At 52.2% G+C, this 20,431-nt stretch carries 15 protein-coding genes; 5 read left to right on the forward strand and 10 right to left on the reverse strand.

Annotated features, from left to right (window positions below):
* Nucleotides 1-9: 9 nt before the first annotated feature.
* The 3 genes from ACX1DY_RS02195 to ACX1DY_RS02205 form a co-directional block, all read right to left on the reverse strand.
* Nucleotides 10-1,800, reverse strand: coding sequence for a cache domain-containing sensor histidine kinase (locus ACX1DY_RS02195; RefSeq protein ID WP_458962558.1), 1,791 nt, complete (start codon nucleotides 1,798-1,800; stop codon nucleotides 10-12).
* Complete coding sequence (locus tag ACX1DY_RS02200; protein WP_458962559.1) at nucleotides 1,797-3,392, reverse strand: response regulator; 1,596 nt, start codon at nucleotides 3,390-3,392, stop codon at nucleotides 1,797-1,799. The genes ACX1DY_RS02195 and ACX1DY_RS02200 overlap by 4 nt, the downstream gene beginning before the upstream one ends.
* A gap of 147 nt (nucleotides 3,393-3,539) precedes the next feature.
* Nucleotides 3,540-5,918: a beta-galactosidase gene (locus ACX1DY_RS02205; protein ID WP_458962560.1), complete on the reverse strand. Its 2,379-nt coding sequence runs from the start codon at nucleotides 5,916-5,918 to the stop codon at nucleotides 3,540-3,542.
* A 217-nt stretch (nucleotides 5,919-6,135) separates the two neighbouring features.
* On the opposite strand from ACX1DY_RS02205, the gene ACX1DY_RS02210 reads away from it, so the two are divergent.
* The gene (locus tag ACX1DY_RS02210) at nucleotides 6,136-7,032 is read left to right on the forward strand and encodes a helix-turn-helix domain-containing protein (protein ID WP_458962561.1); all 897 of its coding nucleotides are present in this window, start codon (nucleotides 6,136-6,138) and stop codon (nucleotides 7,030-7,032) included.
* A 322-nt stretch (nucleotides 7,033-7,354) separates the two neighbouring features.
* On the opposite strand, the gene ACX1DY_RS02215 is transcribed toward ACX1DY_RS02210, so the two are convergent.
* Nucleotides 7,355-9,094 carry an ABC transporter ATP-binding protein gene (locus ACX1DY_RS02215; RefSeq protein WP_458962562.1) on the reverse strand — a complete coding sequence of 580 codons (1,740 nt, stop codon included), beginning with the start codon at nucleotides 9,092-9,094 and terminating at the stop codon, nucleotides 7,355-7,357.
* Nucleotides 9,091-10,830, reverse strand: coding sequence for an ABC transporter ATP-binding protein (locus ACX1DY_RS02220; protein WP_458962563.1), 1,740 nt, complete (start codon nucleotides 10,828-10,830; stop codon nucleotides 9,091-9,093). Before ACX1DY_RS02220 ends, ACX1DY_RS02215 begins: the two co-directional genes overlap by 4 nt.
* 160 nt (nucleotides 10,831-10,990) lie before the next feature.
* Here ACX1DY_RS02220 and ACX1DY_RS02225 point away from each other — a divergent pair, with 160 nt between their 5' ends.
* The gene (locus ACX1DY_RS02225; protein WP_458962564.1) at nucleotides 10,991-11,857 is read left to right on the forward strand and encodes a LysR family transcriptional regulator; all 867 of its coding nucleotides are present in this window, start codon (nucleotides 10,991-10,993) and stop codon (nucleotides 11,855-11,857) included.
* Between the two features lie 72 nt (nucleotides 11,858-11,929).
* Here ACX1DY_RS02225 and htpG read toward each other — a convergent pair whose 3' ends face one another.
* The gene (htpG, locus tag ACX1DY_RS02230) at nucleotides 11,930-13,810 is read right to left on the reverse strand and encodes a molecular chaperone HtpG (protein ID WP_458962565.1); all 1,881 of its coding nucleotides are present in this window, start codon (nucleotides 13,808-13,810) and stop codon (nucleotides 11,930-11,932) included.
* Nucleotides 13,811-14,034: 224 nt separating this feature from the next.
* On the opposite strand from htpG, the gene ACX1DY_RS02235 reads away from it, so the two are divergent.
* Both ACX1DY_RS02235 and ACX1DY_RS02240 read left to right on the forward strand, forming a co-directional pair.
* Nucleotides 14,035-14,451: a DUF1259 domain-containing protein gene (locus ACX1DY_RS02235; protein WP_458962566.1), complete on the forward strand. Its 417-nt coding sequence runs from the start codon at nucleotides 14,035-14,037 to the stop codon at nucleotides 14,449-14,451.
* Between the two features lie 195 nt (nucleotides 14,452-14,646).
* On the forward strand, nucleotides 14,647-15,111 hold the full coding sequence (locus ACX1DY_RS02240) for an AraC family transcriptional regulator (protein ID WP_458962567.1): 465 nt from the start codon (nucleotides 14,647-14,649) through the stop codon (nucleotides 15,109-15,111).
* 69 nt (nucleotides 15,112-15,180) lie between these two features.
* Here ACX1DY_RS02240 and ACX1DY_RS02245 read toward each other — a convergent pair whose 3' ends face one another.
* Together ACX1DY_RS02245 and ACX1DY_RS02250 are read right to left on the reverse strand one after the other, a co-directional pair.
* On the reverse strand, nucleotides 15,181-15,867 hold the full coding sequence (locus tag ACX1DY_RS02245; protein WP_458962568.1) for an MBL fold metallo-hydrolase: 687 nt from the start codon (nucleotides 15,865-15,867) through the stop codon (nucleotides 15,181-15,183).
* A gap of 34 nt (nucleotides 15,868-15,901) precedes the next feature.
* Entirely contained in the window at nucleotides 15,902-16,798 is an 897-nt protein-coding gene (locus ACX1DY_RS02250; RefSeq protein WP_458962569.1) for a LysR family transcriptional regulator, read from the reverse strand.
* Between the two features lie 119 nt (nucleotides 16,799-16,917).
* On the opposite strand from ACX1DY_RS02250, the gene dapA reads away from it, so the two are divergent.
* A complete protein-coding gene (gene dapA / locus ACX1DY_RS02255) occupies nucleotides 16,918-17,793 on the forward strand; it encodes a 4-hydroxy-tetrahydrodipicolinate synthase (RefSeq protein WP_458962570.1) in 876 nt (291 codons plus the stop codon).
* Between the two features lie 62 nt (nucleotides 17,794-17,855).
* On the opposite strand, the gene ACX1DY_RS02260 is transcribed toward dapA, so the two are convergent.
* Nucleotides 17,856-19,427 (reverse strand): DEAD/DEAH box helicase, encoded by a 1,572-nt coding sequence (locus tag ACX1DY_RS02260; protein WP_458962571.1) that lies wholly within the window; start codon nucleotides 19,425-19,427, stop codon nucleotides 17,856-17,858.
* Nucleotides 19,428-19,548: 121 nt separating this feature from the next.
* Nucleotides 19,549-20,421 carry a helix-turn-helix domain-containing protein gene (locus ACX1DY_RS02265; protein WP_458962572.1) on the reverse strand — a complete coding sequence of 291 codons (873 nt, stop codon included), beginning with the start codon at nucleotides 20,419-20,421 and terminating at the stop codon, nucleotides 19,549-19,551.
* Nucleotides 20,422-20,431: the final 10 nt, after the last annotated feature.

The following is a 20,431-nucleotide window of genomic DNA, read 5'->3' on the forward strand; positions in this document are numbered from 1 at the left end:
TGTTAGCGCTTACTTTTCATTTAATTTGGGAAGCCGTATACGCACAGAGGTCCCTTCACCCGGCCGGCTCACAAAAGACAATCCGTACATCGGCCCATAGTTGAGCTGAAGCCGCTCCTGAATGTTCCGTATGCCGAAGCCGCCGGTTCTCTTGCTGGCCGTCTTGGTCAGAATTGTTGCCAGGGTCTCCTCGTCCATCCCGATGCCGTCATCCCTGATATCCACTACAAGATCGCCCTTCTCTTCGGCGGCGGACACCCAAATCGTGCCTGTCTCCGAATCCTTTTCCATAATGCCGTGCAGGATCGCGTTCTCGATCAGGGGCTGGAGCATGATTTTGGGCACCTCGCAATCCAGCAGCGGCGGCGGAATCTCAAGCGTAAGCGTAATGGCGTTGCCAAACCGCATATTCTGAATCGACACATAGGACTCCACATGCCGCAGCTCACTGTCCAAAGTGACGGTCTCACTCCCGTTCGACAAGCTAAGCCGGTAGAATAACGCCAGCCTGTCCACGACTTTTGAAATATCCCCATTCCCGGATTCAATGGCCATAATATTAATCAGATCCAGCGTGTTATACAGAAAATGCGGATTGATCTGCGCCTGAAGCGCTTTCAGCTCTTTGTTCTTTACTTCCCGTCCCAGAGTGTAGGTCTCTTCCATTAACCGCGATACATTCTCCACCATCACATTGAAATTGTAGGTCAGCTCGCCGATCTCATCATGGTTGGCCGGGAGGGGAGCGATGCGGAAATTGCCGTTCTTGACCTTGCGCACATGCAGAATCAGCCGCCGCAGACGTTTGGTAGCCGAGCCGGCTACAATGAAGGAGAGCACGAAGGTGACCGGAACAATCAGTGCAAAAATGAGAATGAGCCGGTTGCGCATCTTGTTGCTGGACTTCAGAATATCGGAATAAGGCACAATCATCGCCACACTCATATCGGTCTCGGGAATCGCCTGCAGTCCGAACAATATGCGTTCTCCGCCAAATTCCAGGCGGTCTGTCCAGTAGTTGCCCGTGTCGCCATCCGCCGAAGCGCGGGACATCATGTCCGTAAAATCCTTTGCCGTATAGGGAAATCCGCCGGAGGTGCTGAGTATATCGCCGTGGTCATTGAACAGCGCAACGGAGGTAGACGGAGTGGCAATGGCATGATTCAGGACGGAGCGCAGCGTGCTCTGGGAGATTTGGGCGCGTACAATGCCGTCGGTCTGCTGAATGTTGTGGGCGTTCGGAATTACGCGCAGTACGGACACCTTGTCACTATCCCCTTCCGACCGGAAGGCGGACGAAGGCAGCCAGGCAAAAGCTGAATGCGAGGCCATGAAATCCTTGAACCATTCACTGCTCTCCACATTGCCCAAATTCATATAGTCGGGATTTTCCGTGGCCGACGCCAGCCCTTGCTTCATATAAAGCTGCACGGTTTCAATATCCGAATTGTAGCGGAATTGGCCGAGCACGCGGGCGAGCTTGTTGGCATCCGTTCCCCAAACGTTGACATCCTCATACCGTCTTGGGTCCTCGGCCACCAGCGTCTGAACCGTATCATTGAAGGAGATGAAGTTCAGCACCTCCCTGACGGTTTCTGCGCGGTATTGCAGATAGGATTTGGTCTCCTCCAGCATTTTGCGGGCCGAATAGAGTGCCTGCTTCTCATTTTCATTTGCGGTCAGACGCAGGTGGAGATAGAGCAGCAACACAAACGGAATGATGATTACCAGCATATAGGTGGCGAACAGCTTATAGCGTATGCTGTAATCAGCGAAGGGCTTCCGGGGTCTCCATCTCATTTCGCCATCCTCTCCCGGTATTCCGTGGGCGTGCAGCCCGCATATTTTTTGAAGAAAGTCGTGAAATAGTTGGCATCGGCAAAGCCGAGCCGCACCGCCACCTCGTACAGTTTCATTTCCTTATCCAGCAGCAGCTCCTTGGCCTTCTCGGTACGCAGCGACGTGATATATTCTTTGACCGTCCCGCCCCGCTGCTTCTTGAACAGGGAGCATAGATAAGTCTCGCTCAGCGCCACATTATCAGCGATTTCCAGAATCGTGAAACCCTTTTCATGAAAATGCTTGTGAATATACTGCAGGATTTCCCGCATCTTCGCGGATGTGCCTTCTGGGCCGGGGGTGATCAGGAACAAGTCCAGAAAGGAGAGAATATACTTCTCCATGCTTGCCAAATCGGGAATCCGGTCGATCTCCTTCCAGATATACCGGCGTTCCGTATCTTCATCCGTATCTGTGAAGCCGAGCTGGACCGCTACATCGAGAATGACCAGCAGAAACTGGAAATAAGAATCATTCAGCCGCGTTATGTCCAGATCACGGGCTTGTCGTGCTTGCTCCGTCCAGTTCCGGATCAGGCTGCGGGCTTCCTCCAGCTCGCCCCGCTTCAGCAGCTCACGCAGATTCCGCACCACATTCCAGTCCGTCGCCAGCTCCCGGTTGCCCCCAAGCGAGCTTGGAAAGATCAGCCTGCTGCCCTCATTGTAATAATGCAGGCTGCAAGCATCCAGCGCTGTCTGGTAGGACTCCGGAATCTCCATCCTCTGCTCCGCCGGTTCTCCGGCCCCCATGCGGAAACGGATGCCGCCGCCAATGATCCCGGCCACTTCGGCATACAATTCCTCCAGTACACTCCGCTGATCCCGGTAGCTGCTGCCGTAGGCCCCTGGCAGAATAATGATCAGAAAATGTCGGGAATCGAATCCGCAAATGCCCCGCAGCGAAGCCAGCAGCCCGCTCATGTTCAGCCCCCGGAGCACCGCCTCCTGCACCAGCTTAGGATCTTCGGGATATTGCGGCGGCTGCCAATACAAAGACGAGGCGATCACGGTGTACGGCCCCTCCGGCGGCAGCAGAAAAGTCTCCCGGCTCTCCAAAGCCTTCGGCACATTCGGCGATCCGGGAGCAGTAATCAGCTTGCGGACCATCTCTTGTCTCAGATAGGGCAGGCCTTCATCATACGCATCCTGGAGCTGGCGCTTCTCCAGCCGTTTCTTATTGTCCAGCTTTCTGGCCTCCACTGCGGCTTGGACCGCTTTTTGAACCTTATCCGGGTTGATCGGCTTCTCAATATAATCCAGTGCATGCAGCCGGATCGCCGACATCAGGTACTCCTTGTCCGAGAAGCCGCTCAGGAACAGCAGCTTGCACGAATCGTCGCTCTCCCGGAGCCGCTGCGCGAATTCAATTCCATCCATCTTGGGCATACGGACATCACAGAGCACAATATCGGGCCGGAAGCTCCGGCACAGCTCCAGCGCAACCAGGCCGTTCCGTGCCGTCTCCACCTCATAGATTCCTAATTCCTCCCAATTGATATGCTTGCGCAGCATTTCCCGGGTTCTCTCTTCATCGTCTACGATAAGCAGCTTCATCTTGCTCCCCCTTTGCTATGTCTCTTGTGCAGGCTGATCTTGACTCTCCAGAAAAAATAGCAAAAGCAGACCGCCTTGGCGGACTGCGATTGGTTCTTAGCGGACTTCAATTGAAGCATAATAGAATACTTTTGATTCATCCAGGTATTATTTGGATAGCGGTTTCACAGTGATCTTCCATTCAGGAATCAGCCTAGTCTCCCGAATTTCGGCAATCTCCTGGCCAATGAAAGTAATCTGAACCGCCATTGCGGAATCGCTGCGCACCAGTTGGCCTCTCCGGTCAGGCGCGATATAGAGATCCAGCGAGTGCTCTCTCAGCTCCTTCTGATGCTGCAGCAGCCCCAGCTCCCAAATGTCGCCATTCCAGAAATGATCGCCCGCCAGCTTCCCGTTAATCGAAGCATTGCCGACATCTCCATCATAGTCAATGGCAAGGAAAAGCTCATGCAGGTGTGGATGCTCCCACACTTCCGCTGGAAGAGTCAATGCAGCCTTGCGGTTGCCGCTCATCTGGCGCTCTGCCTCGAAGGAATCATCCGGCAGCTCCAGCTCATATTGCGTAAATCCGTGAACGTCAGCCTCCGGGCACTGGCGGATCTTGCCGAAGCTGGAAGACAACTCTTGCCGCAACGAGGGATACACCGCAAATGTGGTGCTTCCGCTGCCACGGCTGTAGAAGGTTAGTTCACCGTCATTTACCGTGAACGGGGTTTCCGACAAAACCAATCTCCGCTCCCCGCACAGCTCGGCCTCCCACAAATTCAGTGCCTGCTCACGCGTGAGCAAATGCACAATCACCGTCTCACCGGCCAGGGTAACTGCCTTCACAACTCCGCCCTTATCCTCTGCAAAAGCTGCAAAAGCACAGCCCTCCTCATAACGGATGGCTCCTTGCTCAGCAGTTATCCCCGCCAGCTCGCTTTCATCAAAGCAAAATTCCGAGGACATTCCTTCAGGTGTGAAAAAGAAATACTCGGCAATGCCATCTTTGGTGATGCAGGTGATCGGCTGAGCTGTTGCATATTTCAGCAAAAGGCCGCCCATGCGGAAATTAAAGGGTAGAATCGCCGACACGCCTTTTTTCAAGCTGAATCCGCCGGATGCAGGCAGGCGCAGCGGACCCTTGTCCAATTCGAGCTTCAGGGAAACGCCTTCATGATCCTTCATTTCTGCATGGTCCTGCACATTGTTCAGGAAGACATACCCCGAGCCATTCCGCACCCGCACGGCGTAACGCACTTGCCCGGCATCCTCCGGCTTCAGCCCCGCCGCACTATCCGGCAGCACCGTAGCCATTCCGCACAGGTTCTCTCCAAAGGCGCGCGCGAAGGAGAAAATCAGCTTCAGCCGGCGGTACGATTCCCGGACCTGGCCAAATTCACCGATTGGCGCCTGATAATCATACGAAATCCGCGGATTCGTTCTTTCATTCATATAGGCATGCTTGCCGACAGGCTGGGAGCCGCCGTGGAACACGTAATAGCCGATGAAGTTGCAGCCTCCGGCGAGCTTTTGAATACTCATCGCCTCCACCGTCTCCGGCGCTACCTGGAACCGGGCCAGATACCAGGCCTGCATCCCTCCACCCATCTCGCAGCAGGCATAAGGGTAATCCTCCGGTGCATAGGGAAGCGGTTCAAATGCGGGAACAGGCGTGGTATTGCTATGATAATCCTGGAACAAAAACTCAGTCGTTGGCGGCTGCTCCGGCTGCTCTGCAGTCACATTCCACGGTGTGTAGGCATACCCGCCAAATAGCGGCAGCACCTCATCCTTAAGCACCGCCGCGCCTCCCCAGCCTGTGGAGGTATACACCGGAGCTACAAGACCAGCTTCCACAGCCAGCTCTTTCAGCCGCCGCATGTGCTCCTCCCCATCCCTCCCTGAAGGAATGAACTCGCCCGACTGTCCGCTTGTCATCTCCCAAGGCGCACCCGCATGCATATACTCGTTCTCCAGTTGGATGCCGATAATCGGCCCTCCGTCTTTGAACATCAGGCCTGCTGTCTCTGCGCCGATCTGCTGGTAGAGCTTCTTCACTGCCTTCAGATAATCCTCATCATTCGAGCGGACCTCGAAAGGACGGCCATACAGCCAGTCAGGCAGCCCTCCATTGCGGCATTCCCCATGACAGAACGGCCCCACACGCAGAATCACCTTCAGGTCATGTTTGGCGCATAGCTGGACGAATCTCCGCACATTCAGATCCCCATCCCAGCGGAATTCCCCCTGCTCCTCCTCATGATGAATCCAGAAAATATAGGTAGCCACAATATTAATTCCCGCCGCCTTCATCTTCAGCAAGCCTTCCTCCCACTTGTCATGGGCAAGCCGCGAGAAGTGAAGCTCTCCGCAAATCCCAAAAAACGGGCGTCTGTTCCACTCCATATAAAAGTTCGTAAATGAGATTTCATCCCCCTGCGGGTTATGCCCGCCGAGCTTCAGCGTCCCCGGCCGGATATCCTTGAATATCCCCCGCAGATCAATGCTAGGCTGGTGGTTGTCTGCCGTCTCTATCATCATTCTCCGCTCCTTTGTTACATTCTATTTCTCTCTATGATATAACGCGCTCTCCACGTTGACCTACCATCAAAACTTACGTTTTTCTCTAAAAAGCTACTTCTAATATACCCGGGAGCAATCGCTGATCCAATTGACGAAATGCGGGATATGATGGATTATATTCTTATCTGACATTAAAGGAATAAGCAGATAGATGGAGCACAAGGAGGTACACTTTATGGAACAAGAACCCTTCCCGAAAAAAGATGGCTTTGCCCAGGAGAAGCTGTTCGTGCTGCCTGAATCACAGCTTAAGGCGCTGGGCGAGCATGAGCTGACCGCTTCCCTCTTCGTTAGCGATATCGGCTATTTCCCCCGCGCCGAGCATCACCTGCGTGAGCGCCCGGAGGGCTGCGATTCTCATATTTTCATCTATTGCGCCGCAGGGGAAGGCTGGATTCAGCTAGATCATGACCGGCTCATAACGGTTAGAGAGCATCAGCTCATGGTGATCCCGGCCAGAACGCCGCACCGTTATGGAGCCTCCGCAGCCGAACCCTGGAGTATATACTGGTTCCACCTCAAAGGCGCCCACGTTCTGTCCCTCATTCAAATGTACGGACTGGACCAAGGGCCGCTTGCGCTGCCTGTCAGCAGCTCGGGCCGGCTCATCGAAGAGTTCGGCAGCGTTTTCGATCTGCTGATGGACCGGACCTACCAGCTCCCGGCCCATGTCCATATCTCCCAGACTATGCGCCACCTGCTGTCCGGCATCGGGCTGCATACCGGGCTAGCTGCCGGGGATAAGAAGCGCGGACGTTATCTGGAGCAGGCTATCCAATATATGCAAGAGCGTCTGGGCAGCTCAGTCAAGCTGCCGGAGGTCGCCAGGTATACCGGACTATCCCAGCAGCATTTAATCCATTTGTTCAAACAGGAGAGCGGACTGCCGCCGATTGAATACTTCCTGCGGATGAAGATGCAGCGTGCCGGACAATTGCTTGATCTGACCGACCTCAGCATTAAGGAGATCAGCAGCGCCGTCGGCATTGCCGACCCGTATTATTTCTCCAGGCTGTTCAAGAAAATCACCGGGTACTCCCCTTCCCGGTATAGGGGTATTCCTAAGGGGTAGTCAAAGCCGAGGGAGAAGTCGCGAAGCTGTGGGAAGTTTGAACACCTCCGGCCCGGGGGCTCTAACAACGGCATTTCCGCCGTTGTTTCTGCACAAACCCTGCACAAGACCTCTAACAACGGCATTTTGCTGTTGTTTCTGCACAAACCCGGCACGAAGCCTCTATCAACGGCATTTATGCAGTTATTTCTGCACAAACCCGGAGCGCAACCTCTAACAACCGTATTTCCTCCGTTGTTTCCGCACAAAAAACAGCCTCAGCCAAGGACATCATCGGATATCCAGGCTGAAGCTGTTTTTTTCAAATCCTAATCCATCAAAGCTACACCGCCGCAAACTGGCTGTTATACAGCCGGGCATAATGGCCGCCGCTCTCCAGGAGCTGCTCATGCGTGCCGCTCTCGACGATATCGCCGTCCTTCATGTAGAGAATCACATCCGCCTCACGGATCGTGGACAGCCGGTGGGCAATCACGAAGCTGGTGCGCCCGGAGATCATCGTCAGAAAAGCCTTCTGAATGCGCGCCTCAGTCAAGGTGTCGATACTGCTGGTGGCTTCGTCCAGGATCAGCATTGGCGGATCTACAAGCATGACGCGGGCAATGGTCAGCAGTTGCTTCTGTCCCTGGGACAGGTTGTCTCCTGAACCGGAAATCTTCGTGGCGTACCCTTCGGGCAGCCGCTTGATGAAGCTGTGGGCGTTCGCAGCCTTGGCGGCTGCAATCACTTCCTCTTCCGTCGCCTCCGGCTTGCCGTAAGCAATATTATCACGGATTGACGCTCCGTACAGCCAGGTCTCCTGCAGCACCATCCCGAAATTACGGCGCAGGCTGTCGCGGGTAATCGAAGTAATATCTACCCCGTCAATCTTGATGCTGCCGCTGTCCACATCATAGAAGCGCATCAGCAGGTTGACCAGTGTTGTTTTCCCGGCTCCGGTCTGTCCGACAATCGCCACGCGTGTACCCGGCTTCACCTCCAGGCTGAAGTTCCGGATCAGCGGACGTTCAGGGGTATAAGCAAAGCTTACCTTATCAAAGGTAATGGTTCCTTGGCTTACACTCAGAACATCTGCACCTTCAGCATCCGGCGTTTCCGGCTTCATGTCGAGAATCGCGAAGATCCGCTGCGCCGAGGCTGTCGCTGACTGGAGCTGGGTGATGACGCCGGTAATCTCGTTGAACGGCTTCGCGAACAGGCTCGAATAGATCAGGAAGCTGGAGAGATCTCCTACCGAGAGATGTCCCCCGATCACAAGTGCGCTGCCGATCATCGCAATCACCGAGAAGGTAATATTGTTCACCAGCCGTGTGGTTGGATTGGACAGCGAGCCGTAGAACTGCGATTTGACGCCGGTTTGATACAGCTCGTTATTCCGCTCGGAGAAACGGGCAAAGCTGCGCTCCTCATACCGGTATGCCTGAACCACCTTCTGACCGCCTACGATTTCTTCCACATAACCATTCAGTCCGCCCAGAATTTTGGCCTGCTCCCGGAACAGCTTCTGGGATCGTGTAGTAATGAAGCGGGCGACGTAAAAGGTCGCTGGTGCCGAAAGCAGCACAACGAGTGTCATTACCGGACTGATGTAGAGCATCAGGCCGATGGCTCCGGCAATGGTCACAACCCCGGTCAGCAGGGTGGAGAAGCCTTGCAGTAATCCATCCGAGACAGCATCCATATCATTAACAAAGCGGCTGATGCTGTCTCCCTGGGGATGGTTGTCATGGAATTTCAGCGGCAGCACGTTCAGCTTGTCGAACAGCTCACGCCGCAAATCATAAACCGTCTGATAGGCGATCCGGTTCGTGTAATAAGTAAGCAGCCAGCCAAAAAAGCTGCCGGCAATATATACTGCGGCCAGGATCAGCAGTAGCCAGAGAACTCCGTCAAAGTCCACTTGCCCAGGACCGAGCATCTTATCCACAGCGCGGCCAATCAGGAGCGGGCCAATCAGACTGGCGATTACACTTAGTATGGCACAGAACACAGCGACAATGGCGATGCTCCGATGTTGCTTTGTATAGACAATAATTCTCTTCCAGGTTGCTCCGGCATTCATCGCGCGCCCACCTCCTCACTAGATAGCTGGGACTGACAGATGTCCTGGTACACTCCACAGCTCTTCAATAATTCTTCATGTGTGCCGATGCCGGCGATCCGTCCTTCGTCGAAGACGATGATCTGCTCCGCCTGGCGCACGGTGCTCACCCGCTGGGAGACCAGCAGGACAGTCGCATCCCGTCTGTTCTCTTTGAGTTCCCGGCGAAGCGCTGCGTCGGTAGCAAAATCAAGCGCGCTGGAGGAATCGTCCAGAATGAGAATCTGCGGGCGCATGGCGATGGCGCGGGCGATGGTCAGCCGCTGCTTCTGTCCGCCGGAGAGGTTCATGCCTCCCCGGGCAACAGGAGTAGCCAGCCCTTCAGGCAGCTTCTGAATGAACTCCTCGGCCTGGGCGACAGCAGCAGCTTGCATCAGCTCTTCAGAGGTGGCATCCTGCTTGCCCCAGCGGATATTGTCTGCAATCGTACCGCTGAAGAGCGTCGCCTTCTGCGGCACGATGCCGATTCTGCTCCGGAGCTGCTCCAGCCCGTAATTCTTGACATTTATGCCATCTACCCGAATCTCGCCCTCTACTGCGTCATAGAAACGCGGGATCAGGTTCACGAAGGTTGACTTCCCGGAGCCAGTGCTGCCGATCAGCCCAACCGTCTCCCCGCGCCGGATGGTTACCGAAATGTCGTGCAGCGCCAGCTCACCAGTGGTGTTGTAGCCGAACGAGACATGCTCGAAGGCAATCGCCGGTGCCTGCTGATCTGCCGGTGGAAGCACCTGATTTCCTGTATCCGCGACAGAGGACGTAACAGCCAGCACCTCATTCACACGGTTAGCAGAAGAGGCTGCTTTAGTGAAAAGAATGACCAGATTGGAGACGACAATGAGCGCCAGCAGAATCTGGGTTACGTAGTTGATAAAAGCGATAATTTCACCCTGGGACAGCCGTCCGGCATCAATATGGATGCCGCCTGCCCAGAGAATGGCGATAATCGCCGCATTGACCACCAGCGTGGTCATTGGCCCCAGCCAGGCGGAAATGCGGCCGACGCGGATAGCCGTCGCCGTCAGATCCTCTGAAGCGGCATCGAAGCGCTGCTTCTCACTGCGGCTCTTGGCAAAAGCGCGGATCACGCGGATGCCGGACAGATTCTCGCTGAGCACCAGCGCCATATGATCCAGCTTCTGCTGGTATTTACGGTACAGCGGCGCGCTGCGTGTGATAATGAAGTACAGAATCACCCCAATAACCGGAGTCGCCGCGAGCAGAATCAGCGACAAACGGAAGTCGAGAATCATCGACATGATGATTGCCCCGATGCAGATGAACGGCGCGCGGATGACAAGGCGGATCAGCATCGCTACCGCGAGCTGCAACTGGTTCACATCATTTGTGATCCGGTTGATCAGCGAAGGCGTGCCGAAGATGTCCAGCTCGGCATAGGACAGCGACGAAATATGCTTGAACATCTTATTGCGCAGCGAAGTGCCGAACCCCTGCGAAGCACGGGCAGCATAATATTGGCAGACCATTGAGCAGCCGAAACCGAGCAAAGACATCAGCACCATCAGCCCGCCCATCCGGTACACATAGCCGCTGTCATGGCGGCCAATCCCGTTGTTGACGATCAGCGCCACAATGGTCGGCAGCAGCAGCTCCAGAATCGCTTCCAGCAGCTTGAAGATTGGCCCGATAATCACTTCCTTGCGGTACGGCTTAAGAAATGCGGTAATTTTGAACACAGTAATCCTCACCTAACTTAAGTAGTATGTAAAAAGCTATGAAAAATATAGAAGACCCGTTATGATTATGTCATACCTGCTTACATATTAATAATATTGGTTTCGTATCCATGCGATATGTTTTTCATATATAAACCAATCACAAACCGGAGGTTAGCTTATGGATATACGCCAGCTTAAATACTTCCTGGCTATTGCCGAGGAAGGACAAATTACATCAGCAGCAAGAAAACTGCAAATGGCTCAGCCCCCGCTCAGCCAGCAGCTCAAGCTGCTGGAGGAAGAGCTGGGAGTCAAGCTTGTGGAACGCGGGCCGCGCAGCATACAGTTGACGGAGGCCGGGATGATCCTGCGGGAACGGGCACAGCAAATTCTGGACCTGACCGATTCCACCACCCGGGAGCTTAAGGATTTTGTCAAAGGCATATATGGCACGCTCTCCATCGGCACCGTCTCCTCTTCTGCGGCAACGCTGCTCCAGGAACGGCTGCTTGAGTTCCACCAGGTCTACTCCGGGGTTAAATTTGAGATTCATGAAGGCAATACCTACCGGATCCTCGACCTGCTGAACAAAGGCATTGTCGAAGTCGGCATCGTGCGGACCCCGTTCAGTAGTAGTGGCCTGGAGTGTGTCTACACTGCGTCTGAACCTATGATTGCCGTCATGACGCCTGATTATGACTGGACCGGCGGAGAGCCGGCAATTGATATCGGGGAACTGAGGAACAGACCGCTTATCATCTACCGCCGCTTCGAGCAGTTGATCCGCGAGACCTGCCTTGAGAACGGCTTCGATCCGCTGGTGTTCTGCATGAACGACGACGCCCGCACCACTCTGCTCTGGGCCAACGCCGGCCTGGGCATCGGCATCATCCCAAGATCCGCCTTCACCCTCGCCAACAACAGCAGCCTGATTTTCAAAGAAATTGTCAGCGATTCGCTGAATACCCGTGTCGCTGCGGTCTGGATGAAGGACAAATACCTGTCCTCCCTGGCTGAGAAGTTTATCGAGAACTTTCAGAAGTAGAGCGCAAAAAACCCGCCCCGGTCAGCACCGGAAGCGGGTTAACTTACTAATACGGGGCGCAGCCGCCGCGGATTAGATCATGATTTTGCAAATATCGTTAGTGAACTGCACTGGATCACTCACCTGAAGACCTTCGATCAACAGCGCCTGGTTGTAGAGCAGATTCGTGTACAGGCCCAACTTCTCCTTATCGCCTTCGGCGGCAGCCTTCAGGGATTTGAATACATCATGGTGAATGTTGATTTCCAGCACCTTGTCCGCCTGCACTTCCTGGCCGTTAGGCATCGCTTTGAGGATTTTCTCCATCTCAATCGTCAGCTCACCTTCCGTGGAGAGGCAGACCGGATGGGACTTTAGGCGTTTGGAGGCCTTGACGTCCTTCACTTTGCCGGAGAGGAAACCCTTCATGGCTTCGAACAATTCCTTGTTCTCATTTTCTTCCGCTTCCGATGGCTTGTCCTCGGCATTCTCTTCAATGCCCAGATCGCCGCTGGATACGTTTTTGAATTCTTTTTCCTTGTAGGACATGATCATCTTGATCGCAAATTCGTCAATATCGTCGGTGAAATAGAGCATTTCATAGCCCTTGTCCGATACCAATTCAGTCTGCGGCAGCTTCTCAATCCGTTCTACCGATTCCCCGGAAGCATAGTAGATATACTTCTGGTCTTCCGGCATTCTTTCCACGTATTCAGCCAGCGTCACCTGTTTCTTCTCCTTGGAGGAGTAGAACATCAGCAGGTCTTGAAGGGTTTCTTTTTCCATGCCGTAGTCATTGTAAACCCCGAACTTCAGTTGTCTGCCAAAAGAAGTGTAGAACTTCTCATATTTCTCTCTCTCATCCTTCAGCAGGCTCAGGAGCTGGCTCTTGATCTTGCTTTTGATGTTCTTGGCAATCAACGTAAGCTGGCGGTCATGCTGCAGCAGCTCGCGGGAGATGTTCAGCGACAGATCCTCGGAATCGACCATCCCTTTGACAAAGCTGAAATAATCCGGCAGCAGGTCGCCGCATTTGTTCATGATCAGCACGCCGTTGGAGTACAGCTCCAGGCCTTTTTCATATTCCTTGGTGTAATAGTCGAACGGTGTGTTCTCTGGAATGAACAGGATCGCGTTGTAGACCACTGCACCGTCGGCACTGACGTGGATATGCTTCAGCGGCTTGTCGAAGCCATAACGTTTCTCAGCGTAAAAGTTATTGTAGTCCTCTTCGGTCAGCTCATTTTTGTTCTTGCGCCAGATCGGCACCATGCTGTTGATGGTTTGCTCTTCCTTCGTTTCCTCGAACTCGCCTTCGCTGCCTTCCTTCGGCTTGCTGCCGGTGATGTCCATCTTGATCGGGAAGCGGATGAAATCGGAATATTTCTTGATGATGGATCTCAGGCGGTATTCTTCCAGAAATTCGTCGTAGTTGTCTTCTTCAGTGTTAGGCTTGATCTTCAGCGTAATTTCGGTACCCACGCTGTCCTTCTCTGTCTGTTCAATGGTGTAGCCGTCCGCGCCCTGGGATTCCCATTTAAAAGCCTGGTCGCTGCCCAGCGCCTTGCTGACTACCGTCACATCGTCTGCCACCATAAACGCGGAATAAAAGCCGACCCCGAACTGCCCGATGATATTGTGTCCGTCCTTCGCTTCATTATCCTTCTTAAAAGCAAACGAGCCGCTGTTCGCGATAATCCCCAGATTGTTCTCCAGCTCCTCCTGAGTCATCCCGATCCCCGTATCGGAAATCGTCAGTGCGCGGCTCTCCTTGTCGGCGGTCACTTTAATGAAATAATCCTCTTTATTGAACACCAGCGCATCATCGGCGAGTGCTTTGTAATAAATTTTGTCAATGGCATCGCTTGCATTCGAAATCAGTTCCCGCAGAAAAATCTCACGCTGCGTATAAATGGAGTTAATCATCATTTCCAGCAATCTTTTCGATTCGGCTTTAAACTCTTTTTTGGCCATGAATAAATAAATCTCCTTTCAAAAATAACTTCTGGTCATTTCCGGATGATTAGCACTCCACTCTAATGAGTGCTAACACTTCCTTTTATATACCATATTAACGTTTTTGATGTCAATATATTGCTGCACCTTGAGGACGTATTGAGCGAATTGCAATAGGCATTTATACAATCATTTTGGGTGTGATCCCATAAGATATCACCGTAACTATAAGGAGGTGCCTTATGGCTCAGATTAAAGTAACACCACAGTTCAAAAGGCTCTGTGACCAGTTCTCAAGAATTCTTGGCGGCGAACATGAGATTGATCCGGGACCTGTATGCTTTGTCAGCCGGGCAAGGCAGCTCAACGCAACTATTTTAGGGAGAAAAACGACGTCGCCTTTAGTGCGGTATCAGCTCTTTTCGTTCGAATCCCTGGACCCGTCGGGCCGCGCTCTTTGTCTGGGTGAAACGGCTCTCTTTCAAAATCAGGCGAATCGTCTGATCCGAAATCTGCAAAAACACGGCATCAAAGTAACTGCACTCCATAATCACTGGCTGAACGAAAAACCGCGTTTGATGTACATTCACTGGGAATCCATTGACAATCCGATCGCTTTTGCAAGAAAAACGAAGGAATCCATTCGCTTTCTTGGCTAAACCTTAATTAAATATGAGCGGTAGTCAAAAGAAGGAAATGAAGAAGCCCTTGGATTTGTTCCAAAGGCTTTTTTTGATGGAATCCCCGTCTACTGAGCAAAGCACCTTTTTTTTAAAAAAAAGAATGAATCTATTTTTATATCATGTTAGTATTCGAAATGCAGTGAGTATTGTTAAAGAAAGGAAAATAAAACTATGAACATGAAGCTCGAAACTCTTCCAAATTATCGCATTGCCTATGTGCGGCAGGTTGGTCCATATGGCCCGGCCAATGCACAAGCTATGGAAAAGCTAAAAAAATGGGCCAGGGAGAACAATCTGCTTACTGAGTCAGCCATTCTATTCGGAATTCCGCAAGATAATCCTGCAACCACACCTCCTGAAAACTGCAGATACGATGTATGTATTGTCATTTCAAAGGATTATAAAGTGGATGCTTCAGTGGGTAAAGGAGAATTTGCCGGCGGGAATTATGTTAGCTTCACAATCACACATACAGCTGAAGCCATTCAACAAGCATGGACTGAAATTTTCCCGGCTATCCAGAGCAGCGGCTATCAAATGGACACAGGCAAGCCTATTGTGGAAAGATACTATGTGAAAATGATTAACAATCATTTGTGCGAAATATGTGTGCCTGTAATAGCTACAGATATTTAACTTTAGAAAAAGAAGAACAAGTGCGCTCCTAGCAGCGACAACCTCTTGTTCTTCTTTCCTCTCCCCGCCTTATATTGTTAATTTTCCGCCATGGTAGCAATAATAATGTTTAGCCTGAAGATTTTTTAAAATGTTCAAAGAGTGCTCTGCGCTCCCCCTGTCCAGACAAAATTGCGGATTTGCAATAACTAGTTCATTCGCCTCTCTAACTGCCGCATCTCCTGTAATGACACTGTCCAATTCAGGAAAATATAACGAAATATGACCTGACGTATGCCCTGGCGTTGCAATGATTTTACATGAATTGTGCAAAATCCATTCGCCATCACGGACGGTTGTATCGACTGAAACATGTCTTAAAGCGTTCAATTGCTGTATGAACCAATTTCCGAATTCTTTTTGTTCCTCAGGCATATTGTCCAGCATTGCTTCGGCTTGAGCTAATCTCTCGGCTTTCGCTTCACCACTGATAAATTCCGCTTCCACTTCGCTCGCAATAATAGTAACCAGAGGGTACTTTTCCTTGAACTCGTATAAGGAACCGATATGGTCATCATCGTAGTGGGTAATAATGATATTTTTCAAATTGTTCATGTCATATCCGTTTTTCACAATCTCAGCTTCAATCAGAGGTAAAAAATTGGTATAGCCCGTGTCAACCAAGGTCAATTCATTATTAGATACGATCAGGCTAGGATAGATATAATTTTGTTGACCATTAAAAATAAAATCAATAGGAAGCTCCAGTATTTTCATTGTACTCCTCCATTACTTTCATGCAGGCCGCACTTTACAGCGCTTCAGCCTTAGCCTTCGCGTCCGCCAGCAGCGTTTGAATCAGCGACTGCAGCGGCAGTGATTTCCATTTCTTCGGGTGGATCAAGAGCTGCAGATCGAAATGAATCTCCGGGTGTCCAAAAGACAGCTCCGCCAAATTGCCGCGCTCAATCTCTTCTTCGGCTACGATTCTCGGAAGCAGGGCAATGCCCAGCCCATTCCGCACACAGCGCTTGATCGCCTCCAGGTTGGACAGTTCAAAGCCTATACGGAAAATAATCCCGTGCTCCCGCAGCAGATTCTCGAACATACTGCGGTAGATGCAGCTCTCCTCGGATACGATCAGCTCGCAGTTGTTCAGGTCCTGCAGCGTCACACGGTCCAGCTTGGCCAGCGGATGGCTCTCCGGTGCCACAAGCACCAGCGGCTCATCCCTGATGATCATACGCTCCAGTTGTGAATCTGTCGTGCTGCGGTCAAGCATCAGGCCGATGTCCACCTCACCGTCCCTGATCTTGGTGATCAGATTGGCCTCCTGCTCGGTCTGCAGATGGATATTCAGCCCGGGAAACGTTGTCCGCAGCTGCTGCAAGAAGGGAGGTAAATAAAAGGCCGCCAGCGAATCAATCGTCCCAATCGTCAAGGTTCCGCCGATCTGCTGGGCAATTGTTTCTTTTGAACGGTCATATAAGTCGAGAATCTCCACGAACAGCTTGAGCAGCTCTTCACCGGGAGGGGTCAGACGGAGTGCGCGTCCATGCCGCTCCATGAGCGGAACCCCGTATTCCTTCTCGATCTTCTGGATCTGCATCGTTACGCTGGACTGCGCATAGCCCAGCTCTTCCGCCGCACGCGTAAAGCTCTGCCGCTTCGCAACCTCACGAAAGGTGCGCATATATGTTAAGTCCATATCCTCACCCTGACATCAATATTTTTGATAACCCATATCACTTATTATAGCTAACACCGATGAAATATTCCATGCTACAGTAAGATAAAAGGATTTTACATTGTTGGAGGACGATATTCATGTTAACAGAAGAACAGATTTATGGAATCTATGTTCCCGTGGTAACCCCGTTTACAGAAGCTGGCGAAATTGATCTCGAATCGTATCAGCGTTATGTGAACAACATCATCAAGAACAATATTCATGGTCTGGTCGTTAATGGAACAACAGGAGAATCGCCGACAGTCAACATACAGGAATTGCAGACACTCGTGAACGCTTCACGGGAATTATTGAAATCCAGCGACATTCCGCTGGTCATCGGCACCGGCACTAACGATACGGCTTCCACTGTGGCCCGCACAGAGCTTGCTGCCAATTCGGGCGCAGACGCTGTATTGGTGGTTGTTCCTTATTACAGCCGCCCTTCGCAGCAAGGAATTATCGAGCATTTCCGCAAAGCCGCAGAGGTCGGAATCCCGGTTATGGCCTACGACATTCCGGGACGCGCCGGAGTCGGCATGACCGTCGATACGGCACGCACCATTCTTGACATGAACAACGTTGTGGGACTCAAAGACTGCTCCGGCTCTCCGCTGCTCGTCTCTGAGCTGTCCCGCCTCGGCTCGAAGCCGGTGCTGTGCGGCGATGATCTGCAGTTCCTGAATATGCTGGGCTGCGGAGCCGCCGGAGGCATGCTGGCCTCGGCTAACGTGCATACCGCAAGGTTCCTCAGCATCTACGAGCAATTCAAAGCCGGACAGCTTGAGGAAGCCACCACAGCGTTCAACGAGCTTGTGCCGCTGATGAAGCTGCTCTTCAAGGAGTCCAATCCAGCTCCGATTAAATGGCTGCTGAGCGCCTATGGAGAGATTGCCTCGGATACGCTCCGCCTGCCGATGACCTCGATTAGCTCCGGACTGCGCGAGGAACTCGGGGCTTATCTCGCCGGGTAATCCTTAGGCGCCCTATTTATCAGAAAGAAGCCTCCCATGTGAAATGACCGGGAGGCTTCTTTTTATTGCGGTCTGACGGCCTTGGCGGCAGGCCGGTTGCCCGGACGGCCGCCTGAAACGCTGCCTTGTCCTTTGCCCGGATGGCTACCGGCACGGCTGGCTGCTCTCTCGCCAGTTCTGCCGCCATTGCCGCCCGTTCGGCTGCTTGCAGTTGCTCCACTACCGTTCCCTCCGCTTGTTCTACCACTAGAAGCGGCTCCACCCGCTCCGCTGACGGCGGCACTTCCGGCTCTTGCGCCGGCTCCTGTCTTGCGGGCCGGATCACCGCCCGGTCTGCTGCCTGCGCTGCCGCTCTTGCTTCCGCCGGAGCCGCCTCCCGGACGGTTGCCCTGCGTGAACCACTCCTGCTTCGGCTTGCGCGCCGGATGGGTTTTTGCTTTGACCGGCTTCGCTGGCGCCTTAGCCGGGCGTTCGTTCAGCAGCGCCAGAGCGCTCTGCGCCATCGGGTACGGATGGTCCTTGACCTCCGGGATCGTCTTGCCGATCAGCTTCTGGATATCCTTGAGGTACGGAAGCTCTTCCGCTTCGCATAGGGAAATAGCGACTCCGCTCATTCCGGCACGGCCGGTACGGCCGATACGGTGAACATACGTTTCCGGAATGTTCGGCAGGTTGAAGTTGATAACATGCGACAGCTCGTCAATATCAATCCCTCTGGCGGCGATATCCGTAGCAACGAGCACGCGGGTAGCACCGCTTTTGAAGTTACGCAGCGCATTTTGCCGCTCATTCTGTGATTTGTTGCCGTGAATCGCCTGAGCGGTAATATTGATTTTGCCCAGATCGCGGGCTACCCGGTCTGCACCGCGTTTGGTGCGGGTGAAGACCAGTGCGGAGGCAATGGATTTGTCCTGCAGCAGACGGTTCAATTGCTTCTGCTTGTTACCGTTCTCCAGCAAATAGATGGATTGCTCGATTCTGTCCACCGTTGAGGAGACAGGGGTAATCTCGATCTTCACCGGATTGACCAGCAGGGTTTTGACCAGATTTGAAATCTCTGTCGGCATCGTAGCCGAGAAGAATAACGTTTGTTTTTTGCTTGGCATCTTGGCGATGATCCGCTTCACATCATGAATGAAGCCCATGTCCAGCATGCGGTCCGCTTCATCCAGCACAAGAATCTGCACATACTGCAGATCGGCATGCTTCTGGCTGATCAGGTCGATCAGGCGGCCCGGAGTCGCAATCAGAATATCCACACCCTGGCTTAAAGCCCGCTCTTGCGGTTTTTGCGATACACCGCCGACAATAGCCGCCGAACGGATATTAGTGAACTTGGTGTAGGCTTGGATGTTTTCCAGAATTTGCAGAGCCAGCTCTCTTGTCGGCGTGAGAATCAGCGAACGAATGCGGCGTTTCCCGCCGGTTACGGAAGGCTGCTGGCTCAGGAGCTGAATAATGGGCAGCGAAAAAGCGGCCGTTTTGCCTGTTCCGGTCTGCGCGCAGCCAAGCACGTCCCTGCCGGCCAGGGCTGCGGGTATGGCTTCCTCCTGAATCGGGGTCGGTGATGTATAATTTTCCTGGCTGAGCGCCTTGAGGATCGCTGGGTTAAGCTTCAAATCATTAAAAGTCATGTTGTCTCCTTCATTTACAATACATATATTTGGATATCATGTGGCGATTAAAACTCTGAAAAGTCATAACGCATAATGATACCACAAATCCGCATATATGTGGAAACAACTTCACCGCTGCTTATTTAATCGGAATATATATATCTGTTTCAGAAGTTTCATCCACAGCACCTTTAAATCTTTCAGTGAAGCATTCTATATCATCTCTCACTGCGAGTTCAATTTTATTATACGGTATCCAGGAACCCCATATATATTGGTAAGTATACAGGAGCGAAGCGGTTGTACCGGTATGGATGAAATGTGCATACTTGCCTCCTCGAAATTTTTTCAGCACCATTCCATCTGGTATAGAAGCATGTGGTGTTGCTGCTACACCAATAAAGGCGGTAGTTGCAGCCTGGGCATCGAAAGAATCATAATCACATTTTTCATGTGCTTCATAGATGCAATACCGCGCTGAGTTTTGAACCCGATTTCTAATTTCATGTATACGGTTATTGAAAACAGGCCACATTTCTATACTGCTATTCTCTTCAATACTCACTGGAAAACGTGTGCCTACAAGGTGCATATCGGGAACCATTACAATTTCGGGTTGCAACGACACTCCCTGGCGGTGTAAAAGAGCGTCAGAGCCTAATGCTGCTTTTCGTCCTATAATGGTGTCTATTTTGTTTATGCGATACTGCATAGGTGTTACCTTGTAGAGCTTTTTAAAAGCACGGCTGAATGCTTCGTGAGACTCGAATCTAAAAGAGAGAGCAATCTCTATGATGCGTTTGTCAGTATACAATAGCTCCTCTGCGGCTTTGGATAAACGGCGTGAGCGGATATACCCACCGACAGTTTCACCCACTGCCGTTTCAAACACCCGATGAAAATGGAAATAGGAATAAGCCGCTGCGCCTGCGACATCAGGAGCTGTAATCTCATTTTTGAGATTCTGCTCAATAAATTCCAGAGCATGCTCTATTTGCTCAAAATACTCCACGGCGGCACCT

The sequence above is a fragment of the Paenibacillus sp. BAC0078 genome (assembly GCF_054483875.1).